This is a genomic window from Thetidibacter halocola, assembly GCF_018224955.1.
Taxonomy (GTDB): domain Bacteria; phylum Pseudomonadota; class Alphaproteobacteria; order Rhodobacterales; family Rhodobacteraceae; genus Thetidibacter; species Thetidibacter halocola.
Map to the genome: position 1 here is coordinate 73,395 of NZ_JAGTUU010000012.1, position 13,274 is coordinate 86,668.

Genomic DNA, 13,274 nt, shown 5'->3' on the forward strand with positions numbered 1-13,274 from the left:
TCCGCCAGGTTCGCAGCCTAGCCGAAATCGTTCCAGCCGACCGAAACGCGAAAGTAGTGGTCAATGTCGTTCAGATCGATCTGGACCTGCAAGACGAAGTCCGTCGGCGCATAGCGCCATTGATGGTAAAACTCGCCACCGATACCGGCGACAACGTTGTCGCGCGACCAACCGGTCGTTTCCTCAAGCTGGAAGACCTTGAGCCCGGTTTCGCCGCTGAGGCGCAGGGCATTTCCACCCGAGATTGCGGCAAGTTGCGCGGCGGTGACCTGATAGGTCAGGCCACTGAAAGTGCCGTTCGACATGACCAGTTCCTCGACATTCGAGATGTTGGTCAGCGAAGAAGCCACGTCATCGCAGAAGACAAATGTATCCCAGCCTGCACCGCCGTCGATGGTGCGATGATTGTCCATGAGGGTTCTTTGCTGACCCGGAAACAGGAACCCTGCAGGAGCATCGACCTCGGCCACGATCATGTCGTCGCCGTCGTCTCCGTAGACAAGGTAGCGGCTGTTCGGCCGGTTGCCGTCGAAATCCGCGGTCTGCATGAAGATGGTGTCGTTGCCGGCACCTCCGCGGAGTTCGTATCGCGATACGCCGCTGCCGAAGTAATCCTGCAGTTTTCCCGCGACGATGACGTCGTTCCCGGTGCCGCCGTCGATCAGGTAAAGCGCGTCGCCGCCGGAACCGCCCTGTCCGGGGCTGCCACCCGTGCCACCTTGCTGGGCCGCATCGTAATCGGCGCCGTCCTGGCCGTTGGTACCGGCCACGCCCGTGACCCCGCCCTTGCCGCCAAGCCCGCCGAAGATCAGGTCGTCGCCATCGTTGCCGAAGAGCCTGACGCGCAGCGACTCACCCTTGCCGCCCATGCCTCCGTCGCCGCCATCGCCGCCAAGGACGACGCCGCCTGTGCCGAATGTCCCACCCAGCCCTCCCGGCGTGACAATCACGGTGGCCGCCCCGTCGCCGCCGTCTCCGCCGCGACCGCCGGTGCCAGCCGTCACATTGTCGACACCGAAGATGATGTCGTCGTTGGCGCTGCCGTTCGTGTCGATGTTACGGATTGCACGGGCGACGGCCGCCGTGCCATCCGCACCGTCTGCACCGTTGTACAGCAGGCTGTTGGTGGTTCCACCCGGCTCTCCGTCCGCGCCGTCTCCGCCACGCAATCCCGCAATGGCCGGGATCGCGACCGGATCGGCCACGATTTTCGTCCGGTAGTCCACATCCATGTCGACGCGCGCGGCCGCAGTCAGGCCGTCGCCACCGCGATACCCGTAGAGGACCTGATCGTCGGCCAGCGCCGTGCTGCGTCGTGCCGTTCCGAAATCCTTGTCCACCGTCCAGACCAGGTCGCCATTCTGCATGCCAAAGGACGCGCCAAGCGCCGTGCGCCCAAAGCCCTCTCCGATCGGCAGCGCCGTGCCGCCGATACTCTCGAAGAAGGTCATGTTGTTTTCGTCGCCGCCGTCGCCAAGGTCGTTGGCTCCGACAAGCACGGCAAAATCGTCGATGCGGAACTGCTGGCGCATCTGGATGAAACGGCCGGTCGCCTCGTCCCAGAACAGGGTGTCGTCGCGCTGTACCGGCGCGGCGATCGTGTCGGTCACCGGTGTGTCCAGGTCATTCCTGCCCTCGATGATGACGGTCACGGTGGCGGTCGTGACACCGCCGCGTCCGTCATTGACCGTATATGTGAAGGTGTCGATGGCGGTCTCTCCCTCAGCCAGATACTCGAATTGGCCCGACGGGTCGTAACCCGGCGGATTCAGGAGGTTTCCGACAAAGACGCTGCCGATGCTGCTGGTGTCGTCGTAGGTCGTCGTGGGCAAAGGCATGTCGCCTGTGACAGGTAGGTAGCTGTCCGGGTCGAGATCGTTCAGGTCCAGAAGGTTCAGGAACGCGACGAAACTGTCCTCGTCCGTCGTGATCGTGTCATCGCCCAGGATCGGCGCGTTGTTGGTGCCGTCGAGCCTGATGGTCACACCGTCGAAGATCCCGACCTCGACCCCGATCAGGGTGTCGGTGCCATAGCCCGGCCCCGATGGCGGCCGGTGCTCCAGCGAAATGGCCCGAGCGCCGCCGACCGGGTCCAGCAGGGTGCCGCGGAACTCGGAAATCGGCGCGTCGTAGACCACCGTGTCGGTGCCGTTTCCGCCATCCAGCGTGTCGTTGCCCGTGGTGCCCATTAGGCGGTCATCGCCGTTTCGCGCCTCGATCAGGTCGCCACCGGCACTACCGGTGATCGAGTCGTTGCCGCTGCCTGCAATGACATGCTCGATGCCCTGCAGGGTCTGGCGTGGGAAAGCCGAACCGACGCTCATGTCGCCATCGAGGCGGATCGTCATCGCCTGCGTCCAGGCGGCATAGTCGACCGTGTCGAAACCGGCTCCACCGATCATCGTGTCGGCACCCGCGCCGCCGAGGAACGTGTCGTCGCCCCAACCGCCCTCGAAGAGGTCGGCATCGCCGGTGAAATCGAACCGCCCGCCGAAGGCGCTGTTGCCCAGGTAATGAACCGGAGTGCCGCGATCCGCGTCGTAAAGCACCCAGTTGTGATCGGAAAATGTGCCCTGAACGCCGCCGGCCCCCGGATTGAGAAGGCCGTAGAGCAGCAAGGAGCCATCGAAATTCACGAAATACAGCGCCATCCGGATATTGCTGTAATTGTAGATGCCAAAACTGCCCTCCGCGCCGCCGCCGCTGATGAACTGCCGACCGTCGAAGTCCGCCATCTCGCCGTCCAGCAGGTCGTTGCCCGCCCCGCCCAACAGCGTGTCGGTTCCCATGCCCCCGGTCAGCGTGTCGTCGCCCTGCATCCCATCGAGCCGGTTGTTCCCGGCATTCCCCAGCAGCGTATTGTCCGAACGGTTGCCGATCCCGGTCAGATCGCCGTCGCCGGTCAGGACAAGATGCTCGGTGTTCTGGCTGTCACGCCACATCGTGTAATCCACGCTGGCGCGCACGGTGTCGTCGCCTTCGCCCGCCTCTTCGCGCACCACGTCCGCAGCATCGTCGACATAGAAAAGGTCGTTGCCCGAACCGCCGACCATCGAGTCGCTGCCGGCGTCGTCGATGAAGATGTCGCGTCCGTTGCCGCCGATCAGCGTGTCATTGCCCCAAGCGCCGTTTAGACGGTTGTCGCCATCGTTTCCAATGATGAGGTTGTCCTGCCGGTTTCCCGTTCCGTCGATATCGTCCCGACCTTTGAGCACGAGGTTCTCGGTAAAGTCGCTGTCGCGGCGCATGGCGTAGCTGACCCGCGTCTCGATCGTGTCCACCCCTTCTCCATCGGCCTCGACCACCCGGTCTCCGACCTGCTGGATCACGAAGAGATCGTCGCCACGACCGCCGATATAGGTGTCATTCCCCTTGCCGCCGATCAGCGTGTCGTCGCCCCAGGCACCGTCCAGGAGGTTGTTGCCGGCATTGCCGCTGATAAGATTGCCTTTGCCGTTGCCGGTCGCGGTCAGGTCATCGCGTCCGACGAGGATCAGGTCCTCGACGTGCTGGCCGTCGCGCCGCATCTCGTAGCTGACAGAGGCGATTACGACGTCGTGGCCCTGTCCGTAGGCCTCTTCTATCACGTCGCCGACATCGTCGATGTAATAGGTATCCGAACCCCAGCCTCCCCGCATCGTGTCGGCGCCCGCTGAATCCGCGAACACATCGGCGCCGCCGCCGCCAATCAGAAGATCGTCGCCTGCGCCTCCGTTCAGCCAGTCATCGCCCGCCGTGCCGGTGATCGAATTGTCGAGCGCATTTCCGACGCCCACCAGTCCAACCGCACCAAGCAGCACGAGATGTTCGACATTCTGGCCATACCGCCACAGCGCGAAATCGACGGTGGATCGGATCGTGTCGTTGCCGGCTGCCGCGTCTTCCACGATCCGGTCGCCCTCATCGTCCACGAGGTAGAAATCGTTGCCGAAACCGCCGATCATCGTGTCCGCGCCAAGACCACCGTCCAGCGTATCGGCGCCGGCGAGGCCCAGAAGAAGGTCATCACCGTCGAAGGCAGCGATGAAATCAGCGGATGCTGTCCCTTCCAGTTGAGGGTTGAGAATGCCATTGTCAGCCTGAAACGTGCCAATGATGATCGCCATGATTTTCTCCTAAAAATGTGACAATAACATCGCTCTGAAGGGTCCTGCGCTTTGAAAGCGTGGCCGACAACGTATCGTTGAACAAGTATTAGTTCTTGTAGTCTGAACGATTGCACTGCTTCGCCACGCTTGGCGCCGGCCTTGGCCTGCCCCGATCGAGTGGCCTTAGACTATTCGCTCGTCGCTAGCGGGATGGTTCATGCAGACCGCTGCGGCAGCGTCATCCCCTGCGTCGCACGGCTCGATTTCTCCGGGCCACGCGACGCCGCGCTGGCCGATTGGAGCAGGCCCCCATGCGATACGGCCGGGCGAGAAAACTGCAAGGCTGACGAGGAACGGGCCGTTGCACCTAATGTGGTGTCCGCGTCAGCCCAGCCACCCGCTCAGAAGGCGGTCTGTCAACTCGACTGCTCTCGTGGGTCTTCGTCCCAGTCCAGCTTGGCCATCTCGTCGAGGAAGGCCGAAACCAGGCGTTTCGGTTTCTCTCCCCGCAGGACCATGGCATAGGCCTTGATCTCTTGCCTAGGGTAAAGCGGACGATACGAGAGCCGATAGCGGTCGCCGGACATGCCGGTGAAGGAATCCACGATCGTGACACCGATCCCGGCTTCGGCCAACAGGCACCCAAGGCTGCTGTAGCGGACTTCGGCCACGATGTTCCGGTGAAGATCTGCCGAGAAATACGATCGTTGAAGCATCAGGTTGAAACGGCTCTTGGGCTCGTAGACCACGAGCGCGTATTTTCGCAGATCGTCTACGGTCACCGCGAGTTTGTCTTCCAGCGGGTGCCCGGGCGGAAATGCGCAGACCATTTGCCCGGTCGCGACATGGATCGCGTCGATATAGTCACGCTCGGGGGGCATCACCGCGAGACCGATGTCGGCCATCCGTGTTTCGACCCCTTCGATTACACCGTCGACGCGTCGCGTGTCGATGCTGATCCTGACATCCGGGCGGTTCCCCAGGAACGATCGCAAGGCGCCTGGCAGGATGGCATTCGCAATCGGGGGCGTCGCCAGGATGCGCAATTCCCCGACTTCGCGGCGGCGAAGCCCTTCGATCCTGTGACTGAAGGCATGGTAGAGACTGAACACGGCCTCCGAGCCGCGAAAGATCTCCTCGGCCTCGGGGGTCGGGACAAGCCGGTTTCCGGTTCGCTCGAAGAGCGTCATGCCGACCTGCGATTCCATCTGCCGGATCGCGTTGCTGACCGCGGGCTGCGAGATCGTCAGTGCCTTCGCCGCGCCGATGGTCGTTCGTGTCCGCATGACTTCACGAAATATCTCAAGTTGCCGTAGATTGAGCATCGGCGCCAAAACCCCGCCTGTTTCGCGCTCAGAATAACCGCAGGTTATACAAAGTGTAGAATTTTTGATTGTCGATGATGTTGCCAGATTTCGGAACCGTGTGGTTCCCTGAAACCCTGATGTCCGGATGTTTCGGGGCGGAGCTCCAAGACGCCCGCCCGGAGAAACGGATCGCGCCTCCAGAAGCGGCCTCGATCGCACAGACCGCCGGGCGTGACCGGGTCCAGACAGGGTCCAACAGCGAGGAAGTCGCAAATGTTTAGGAATTTCAGACTGACCTGCACGGCGCTCATGATGGCGACCGTGGCAGCGCCCTTGTCCGCAGAAGTGCTGCGCTGGTCTTCGCAAGGGGATATCGTCACCTTCGATCCCTACGCGCACACCGAGAGCTTCACTGCCAGTGTCATTCATCACGTCTACGAGCCGCTCGTGCGCAGGTCCGAGACGCTGTCCATCGAACCGGCCCTGGCAACGTCCTGGGAAATCGTCGAGCCGACCCGGTGGCGGTTCACGCTGCGCGAGGGAGTGACGTTCCACAACGGCAACGCGTTCAACGCCGACGATGTCGTAACCTCCATCGAGCGCCTGCTGCACCCGGACGCGCGGGCGCGCGGCAACCTCAGCACCGTGACCGGGATCGAGAAGGTCGACGACATGACCGTCGATTTCCTGATGGCGGGTCCCTATCCGCTGCTGCTGAACGACCTGTCCGGCATCTTCATCATGGACAAGGAATGGCTGGAAGAGAACGACGCGGTTCTCCCGGGCAATATCACCACCGGCGTGACATCCTTTGCCTCGACCAATGCCAACGGCACCGGTCCCTTCGTACTGGACAGCTACCAGCCGGACGTGGGCACGATCATGTCCGCCAACCCGAACTGGTGGGACACGCCGAAACACAACCTCACCTCGATCGAGTTCCGGCCGATCACCTCCGACGCGACCCGCGTCGCCGCGCTGCTGTCCGGCGAGTTGGACATGATCGCGCCGGTTCCGCTGCAGGACATTGCCCGGCTCGAGGCGTCGGACGGTTTCAGCGTGATCCAGGAACCCGCGCTGCGGCTGATCTTCCTGGGCTTCAACTACCGCGACGAACTGCACGCCATGCCCGGCCAGCCCAACCCGCTCAAGGACGAGCGGGTGCGCAAGGCGCTCTGGCACGCGATCGACCACGACAGCCTGCGCGACAAGATCATGCGCGGCAAGTCGCGGACCGTCGGCATCCTCGTCGCGCCGCCCGTTCCGGGCTACTCGGCCGAGGCGGACGTGCCGCTGCCCTACGATCCCAAAGGCGCCAAGGCGCTGCTGGCTGAGGCAGGCTTTGCCGATGGTTTCAGCACAAAGCTCGATTGCCCGAATGACCGCTACATCAACGACGAACAGATCTGCGTGGCGGTCAAGGCGTTCTGGGAGCGGATCGGCCTTACCGTCGACCTGAACACCGAGAGCCGTTCGACCTATTTCCCCAAGGTCGACAAGGGCGAGACCGACGCCTACATGCTGGGCTGGGCGACGCTGCCAGCGATGGACGGGTTCAGCGTCTTGCGCGCCATTCTCGCCACGCGTGACGGCAACAGCGGCGGCAACAACCCCAACGGCCTCAGCGACCCGCGCATCGACGAGCTGAACCAGCTTGCCGCCGTCGAACTGGACGAGGACAAGCGCCGCGCGATGCTGACAGAGGCGCTGACCATCGCGCGGGACAAGGCGTATTTCCTGCCGCTGCACCAGCAGCCGGTCGCCTGGGCGATCCGCGACGGTGTCGCGGTTCCCCAGTTCCCGGACGAATACGTCCGCCTCTGGTTCGCCAACGTCAACTGACCTGACAAAGGGGAAGGCGGTCCAATGGTCGGAATCCTGATCTCCAGGCTCATTCAGGCCATCACGGTCATGCTGACCGTGACCGCGATCGCCTTCCTCATGTTCCGTTTCGTCGGCGATCCCGTCCAGCTGATGTCGCGAGAGGACGCCTCGGTCGAGGAAAAGGAAGAGCTGCGCGCGCGGCTAGGCCTCGATCAGCCGGTCTATGTTCAGTATGCGCGGTTCATCGGGCGAGTCGTCCAAGGCGATCTCGGCATGAGTTTCCGCAACCAGCGCGAGGTTGCGACGCTGATCGCGGAAAAGGCGCCGGCGACGCTTGAACTGGTGCTGATCGCCACGACCCTGTCGCTGCTGATCGGCATCCCGCTAGGGGTCTATTCCGCGCTGCATCCGAACGGCGTGCTGTCGCGGGCGATTCAGGGCGTTTCCCTGGTGGGCATCTCGGTGCCGACCTTCGTGACGGGCATCCTGCTGATCCTCGTATTCGCCGTCAGCTTTCGCCTTCTGCCCTCCTTTGGACGGGGGCAGACCGTCGACCTTGGCTGGTGGACAACCGGTTTCCTGACTTGGAGCGGGATAAAGGCGCTGATCCTGCCCGGGATCACGCTGGCACTCTATTCCCTGACACTCATCATGCGCCTCGTCAGGTCCGAGATGATCGATATCCTCTCGACCGACTACATCCGGTTCGCCCGGGCTCGCGGGCTGCCCGAACGCTACATCATCTTCCGCCTTGCGCTCCGGAACGCGCTGCTGCCGGTCATCACGGTGACGGGTCTCCAGGTGGGATCGCTGATCGCCTTTGCCATCGTGACCGAGACCGTGTTCCAGTGGCCGGGTCTTGGCCTGCTCTTCATGCAGGCGGTGATCTTCGTGGATATCCCCGTCATGACGTCCTACCTACTGCTGGTTGGCCTCGTCTTCGTGACGATCAACACCATCGTCGACCTGCTTTACGTGGTCGTCGACCCCCGTCTGCGCGCGAGGGCGGCATGAAGACCGGAACGATCCGCCGCAAGCGTCTGCCGATGCCGCCCTATGTCATGGCGGCGGCACTTGTGGGCCTTGCGATCATCCTCGCGGCGATCCTGTCTCCGTTGATCTCGCCGGTCGACCCGACCGATAACGCCAGCTTCAACTTGATCGATGCCGAATTGCCGCCGTCATGGCTCGAAGGCGGGGACCCGCGATACCTGCTGGGCACAGACAACCAGGGACGCGACCTGCTGTCGGCGATCCTTTACGGCGCGCGCATCTCGATCCTGATCGGCGCCGGCGCGGTCCTGCTTGCGGCGACGATCGGGGTCTCGCTCGGGCTTCTGGCCGGTTACCTTGGGGGATGGGTCGACGCGCTTGTCATGCGGATCGCGGATGTCTTTCTCAGTCTTCCGACAATCCTTCTGGCGCTGCTGGTGGCCGGGATTGCCCGGGCTGTCATTCCCGACGCAGACAGCGTGTTCTGGGCGCCCATCATCCTAATCGCCGCCATAGGCATCAACGAGTGGGTCCAGTACGCGCGGACGGTCCGTGCCGCCACCATGGTCGAGGCATCGCGCGACTATGTCCGGGCTGTGCGGATCATGGGGCTGCCGATGCCGTCGATCCTGTTCCGGCACATTCTGCCAAACGTGATCGGACCGATCCTCGTTATCTCGACGATCAATCTCGCCGCTGCGGTCCTGACAGAGGCGACGCTGTCATTCCTTGGCGTCGGGATGCCGCCGGATTACCCCTCGCTCGGCACGCTGATCCGGATCGGCAACGAATATGCCTTCTCGGGAATCTGGTGGATCACCGTCTTCCCTGCCGTCACGCTGGTGTCGCTGGTGCTGGCAACGAACATAACCGGAGACTGGCTGCGCGACCGCTTCAATCCGAAGTTGCGGGGGAGCAAATGACCGCGTCTGTCCCGGCCCTCGATATCCGCAACCTTCGCGTCGAATATCCGCTGCCCGACAGCGACTCATTCGTCGCGGTGAAGGACCTTTCGCTCCACATCGCGCCGGGCGAGATCCATGCGCTTGTCGGAGAATCCGGAGCGGGAAAATCGACCGTCGGGAATGCCATCATGGGGCTTCTCGACCGGCCGGGTCGCATCGCGGCAGGGTCGATTTCGGTCGCCGGCAAGGCGGTGGACATCACGACGGGGCGGGCCCAGGGCATCAGACAGGGCCGCGACATTGGCGCGATCTTCCAGGACCCGATGACCAGCCTGAACCCGCTGTTCACCGTGGAAAGCCAGTTGTCCGAAACGCTTCGGTTTCACCTCGGGCTGGACCGGGGGAAAGCGAGGGCGCGGGCGCTCGAACTGCTCCGTGCGGTGGAAATCCCCGATCCCGAGCGCAGGCTGAAACACTTCCCGCACCAACTGTCCGGCGGTCAGCGGCAACGAGTGGTCATCGCCGCCGCGCTCAGTTGCGACCCGGATCTGCTGGTCGCGGACGAGCCGACTACCGCGCTGGACGTGTCGGTGCAGGCAACCATCCTCGAGTTGCTTCGGAAACTCGCCAGCGAGCGGAAACTCGGCGTCCTGCTGGTCACGCACAACATGGGCGTGGTGGCGCAGATCGCCGACACGGTCACGATCATGCAGAACGGCGAAATGGTCGAGAGCGGCCCGACGCGCGAGGTCCTGTCCCAGCCGCGCGCCCCCTACGCCCGCGCCCTGATCGGTGCGGTCCCTCGCATGGACCGCAGGCTGCCGCGTTTCCCGGTTCCGGGAGATCACGACCAGGCGGAAAGCGAAGCGCAGACCAAGGTTCTTGGCGACGCAAAACGTGATACCGGCCCGGCGGGCACGGACGATCTGCTGCGGGTCGAGGACCTGTCCGTCGTCTACGGCGCGGGTCGCCTATTCGGACGGGGCGAGCCGTTCAAGGCGCTGGATGGGGCGTCGTTCTCGGTGCGCCGGGGCGAGATATTCGGCATCGTCGGAGAATCCGGAAGCGGTAAGTCCACGCTTGCGGGATGCATCGCCGGGCTGATCAAGCCGACGAAGGGCAGCATGGCCTTTGACGGCCAAAGCCTGGGCGAGCGTCGGTCGAAAGCCATGCACCGGGCGGTCCAGATGATCTTCCAGGACCCCTATTCGTCGCTCAACACCCGGATGCGCGTCGGCCCCGCGATCCAGGAGCCGATCGACTTCTTCGGGCTGGCCGACCGGGGCCGCAGCGCGACCGAAGATGCGAAGTTGCTCTTGCAGGCGGTTGGCCTGCCGGTCGACGCCGCCTCGCGGTTTCCGCACGCCTTTTCGGGCGGTCAGCGCCAGAGGGTTTCGATCGCGCGGGCGCTGGCCAGCCGCCCCCAACTGCTGATCTGCGACGAACCGACCTCTGCGCTGGACGTCTCGGTCCAGGCACGGGTTCTGAACCTTCTGAAGGATCTCAGGGACCGGACCGGCCTGACCATCCTGTTCATCAGCCACGACCTGTCTGTCGTCCGCCAGATGTGCGACCGCGTCGCCGTCATGAAGAACGGCCGGATCGTGGAGCTTGGCGATGCCGAAGCGCTCTTCGACGCGCCGCAGGACGCTTACACGCGGGAACTCATCTCGCTCATTCCGACACTTGACCATCTTGCGGCTCCCGCAGCCTGACTCTCGGAGGACATCGAACATGGCAGACCTGATCGTGACGAACGCCGTCGTCGTCACCGTGGACCCCGAACGGCGCGTCCTGCATGACGCCGCCATCGCGGTGCAGGGCGACCGCATCTCGGACATCGGCCCGACGGACGAGATCCGCGCGCGCCATTCCGCCCCCGAGATCATCGACGGGCGCGACATGGTCGTCCTGCCGGGGCTCATCGACGTGCACGCCCATGCCGGGCACGGTCTGATCAAGACAATGGCCAGCGGCGACTCGGCGGCGTGGTTCGACGCCTGCCTGCAAGCCTACACGGTTGCCTCGACCCCCGATTTCTGGTTCGCCGAGGCCCAGTTGGCGGCGGTCGAGCGGCTGCGCTTCGGCGTGACGACTGGCATCTCGCTGCTGGGTGGCGGGGACTCGATCATGCGCACGGACGATCCCGACTACGGCGACGCCCATTGCGATGGGGTAGCCGAGGTCGGGACACGGTCGGTCGTGGCCGTCGGCACGACACGCCCGCCGCATCCGCTGACCTATGCCCGGTGGACCGGCGAGACGAAGGAAACTTTTTCCGTCGACTTCGACCGCCAGCTTGCGACCTCGCTGGACCTGATCAAGCGGCGCCATGGCAGCCTTGGCCGGCGGATCAATTTCTGCCTGCTGACGCCGACTCTGAGGGCAGAACATGTCGAGGACCTGGGCGAGGCCAACCTCGAAGAGGCGCGGCGGCAGGCGAAGGTGGTCTCGAGCAAGGCGCGCGAGCACGGCGTCGTTTTCACTCAGGACGGTCACCGCCGCGGCTCGGTCAAGTATGCGCAGGAGATGGGCATTCTCGGCCCCGAGGCGCTGCTGTCGCATTCGACCGGGCTGACCGAGGAAGAGATCGAGATCTGCGCCGCGACCGGCACCAAGATCGCCCACAACCCCAGCGCCATCGCCTCGATCTTCGACCGCTGCCCGGCGACCGAACTGATGCAGGCAGGTGTCGTCGTGGCCATCGGATCGGACGCGACGGCGCCGGACCGCTCGGGCGACATGTTCCGGCACATGCAGCAATGCATGCACTATCACCGTCGCCACCACCGCGATCCCAGCTGGCTGCCGCCGGGCAAGGTGCTCGAGATGTGCACCATCGACGGCGCCCGCGCGCTTGGGATGGAGGACGACATCGGGTCCATCGAGGTCGGCAAGAAGGCAGACCTGACGCTTGTCGACATGCGGCGGCCGCACCTTTACCCCGCCAACATGCACGTCTCGCATGTGGTGAACTTCGCCAACGGGAATGACGTTCACACGGTTATCGTGGACGGCAAGGTGCGCCTGCGGGCGCGCGAGGTCGTGAGCGTCGACGAGGGCAAGGTACTGGACGCAGCGCAGCGCGAGGCCGACCTAATGCTGGAGCGCAGCGGCTTGCGCGACCTGCTGATCGAGCCCGACAGCTTCTGGTCGTCGCTCAGAATGAACCCTGGACGCGGAGCGCCCTGACGTGGAGTTCGATTTCACGACGATACCGGCCGAGGATCGCTACAGGCTGCTATGCGGTTTCGTCGCCCCGAGGCCCATTGCGCTGGTCTCGACCGTCGATGGAAACGGCATCCGCAATGCGGCGCCGATGAGCTTCTTCAACGTCTTCTCGCAGACGCCGCCGATCCTTATCCTCGGCATCCAGAACCGGCCGGACGGGGCGGTCAAGGACACGATGGCCAATCTCGACGCGACAGGCGAGTTCGTGGTCAACATGGTCGACATGGCCATCGCCGAGGCCATGGTCGTGTGCGGTCTGCACTACCCGCCCGAGATCGACGAGATCGAAGCGGCGGGACTCATGTGGAAGGAGTCCCGGGTCGTGGCCCCCGCCTCAATCGTCGAAAGCCCCTGCGCCATGGAATGCCGCGTCACGCAGATCATCCGATACGAGTCGCGCTCGATCGTGCTGGGCGAAGTCGTCCACATGAGCGTCCGCGACACGTGTCTCGACGCCTCGGGCCGGTATGTCCTTCCGGACGCTTACCAGCCGATTGCCCGGCTGCATGCGAACAACTACATTGTCGCCGACCGCCAGTTCGTCTTGAACCCTCCCGTTGTTCTGCCGATGCCGGGAAGACCTGATCGAGCCGCCGACGAGCATCCTTAGGCTCGGGACCAATAAACAGGTCGCAGCGTCAACGGCTGCTTTGACTCAGCGCCGACACTGACAGAAAACTTGGCTATGATCGATTTGCAGGTTAAGCGGCAGTTCTCTATTGCTGTGGATCGGCCATATCATGTGCCCGCCATTTGAAGAGCGACCGGGTAATCCTCCCCGATCTTAGGGGGATGCGGACGTGGAATTTTCTCGGCAGGATGACTGAGGAGCTTCCAATGAAGAAGACACGTTTCACAGAAGCCCAGATCATGGGTGTGCTGCGCCAGGTGGAGGGCGGTGTGCCTGCCGCCGAGCTGTGCCGTGA

The 13,274-nt window shown here is 63.8% G+C and carries 9 protein-coding genes; 7 read left to right on the plus strand and 2 right to left on the minus strand.

Annotation, left to right across the window (positions count from 1 at the left end; all coding sequences use genetic code 11):
* Positions 1-17: 17 nt before the first annotated feature.
* Both KB874_RS22215 and KB874_RS22220 read right to left on the minus strand, forming a co-directional pair.
* Entirely contained in the window at positions 18-4,106 is a 4,089-nt protein-coding gene (locus KB874_RS22215) for an Ig-like domain-containing protein (RefSeq protein WP_212538765.1), read from the minus strand.
* 398 nt (positions 4,107-4,504) lie between these two features.
* Positions 4,505-5,413, minus strand: coding sequence for a LysR family transcriptional regulator (locus KB874_RS22220; protein ID WP_249200747.1), 909 nt, complete (start codon positions 5,411-5,413; stop codon positions 4,505-4,507).
* A 255-nt stretch (positions 5,414-5,668) separates the two neighbouring features.
* On the opposite strand from KB874_RS22220, the gene KB874_RS22225 reads away from it, so the two are divergent.
* The 7 genes from KB874_RS22225 to KB874_RS23335 all read left to right on the plus strand — a co-directional run.
* The gene (locus KB874_RS22225) at positions 5,669-7,237 is read left to right on the plus strand and encodes an ABC transporter substrate-binding protein (protein ID WP_212538767.1); all 1,569 of its coding nucleotides are present in this window, start codon (positions 5,669-5,671) and stop codon (positions 7,235-7,237) included.
* Between the two features lie 24 nt (positions 7,238-7,261).
* A complete protein-coding gene (locus tag KB874_RS22230) occupies positions 7,262-8,233 on the plus strand; it encodes an ABC transporter permease (RefSeq protein ID WP_212538768.1) in 972 nt (323 codons plus the stop codon).
* Positions 8,230-9,135: an ABC transporter permease gene (locus tag KB874_RS22235; RefSeq protein ID WP_212538769.1), complete on the plus strand. Its 906-nt coding sequence runs from the start codon at positions 8,230-8,232 to the stop codon at positions 9,133-9,135. The genes KB874_RS22230 and KB874_RS22235 overlap by 4 nt, the downstream gene beginning before the upstream one ends.
* Positions 9,132-10,832: a dipeptide ABC transporter ATP-binding protein gene (locus tag KB874_RS22240; RefSeq protein ID WP_212538770.1), complete on the plus strand. Its 1,701-nt coding sequence runs from the start codon at positions 9,132-9,134 to the stop codon at positions 10,830-10,832. Before KB874_RS22235 ends, KB874_RS22240 begins: the two co-directional genes overlap by 4 nt.
* 19 nt (positions 10,833-10,851) lie before the next feature.
* Complete coding sequence (locus tag KB874_RS22245; protein WP_212538771.1) at positions 10,852-12,309, plus strand: amidohydrolase family protein; 1,458 nt, start codon at positions 10,852-10,854, stop codon at positions 12,307-12,309.
* A gap of 1 nt (position 12,310) precedes the next feature.
* Complete coding sequence (locus tag KB874_RS22250; protein WP_212538772.1) at positions 12,311-12,958, plus strand: flavin reductase family protein; 648 nt, start codon at positions 12,311-12,313, stop codon at positions 12,956-12,958.
* A gap of 227 nt (positions 12,959-13,185) precedes the next feature.
* A partial coding sequence (locus KB874_RS23335) for a transposase (protein ID WP_346346592.1) occupies positions 13,186-13,274 on the plus strand: 89 nt, incomplete at its 3' end.

Excerpts from the sequence above, each read along its gene's own strand:
- KB874_RS22215 (WP_212538765.1), bottom strand. The coding sequence starts at position 4,106 with ATGGCGATCATCATTGGCACGTTTCAGGCTGACAATGGCATTCTCAAC.
- KB874_RS22220 (WP_249200747.1), bottom strand. The coding sequence starts at position 5,413 with ATGCTCAATCTACGGCAACTTGAGATATTTCGTGAAGTCATGCGGACA.
- KB874_RS22225 (WP_212538767.1), top strand. The coding sequence starts at position 5,669 with ATGTTTAGGAATTTCAGACTGACCTGCACGGCGCTCATGATGGCGACC.
- KB874_RS22230 (WP_212538768.1), top strand. The coding sequence starts at position 7,262 with ATGGTCGGAATCCTGATCTCCAGGCTCATTCAGGCCATCACGGTCATG.
- KB874_RS22235 (WP_212538769.1), top strand. The coding sequence starts at position 8,230 with ATGAAGACCGGAACGATCCGCCGCAAGCGTCTGCCGATGCCGCCCTAT.
- KB874_RS22240 (WP_212538770.1), top strand. The coding sequence starts at position 9,132 with ATGACCGCGTCTGTCCCGGCCCTCGATATCCGCAACCTTCGCGTCGAA.
- KB874_RS22245 (WP_212538771.1), top strand. The coding sequence starts at position 10,852 with ATGGCAGACCTGATCGTGACGAACGCCGTCGTCGTCACCGTGGACCCC.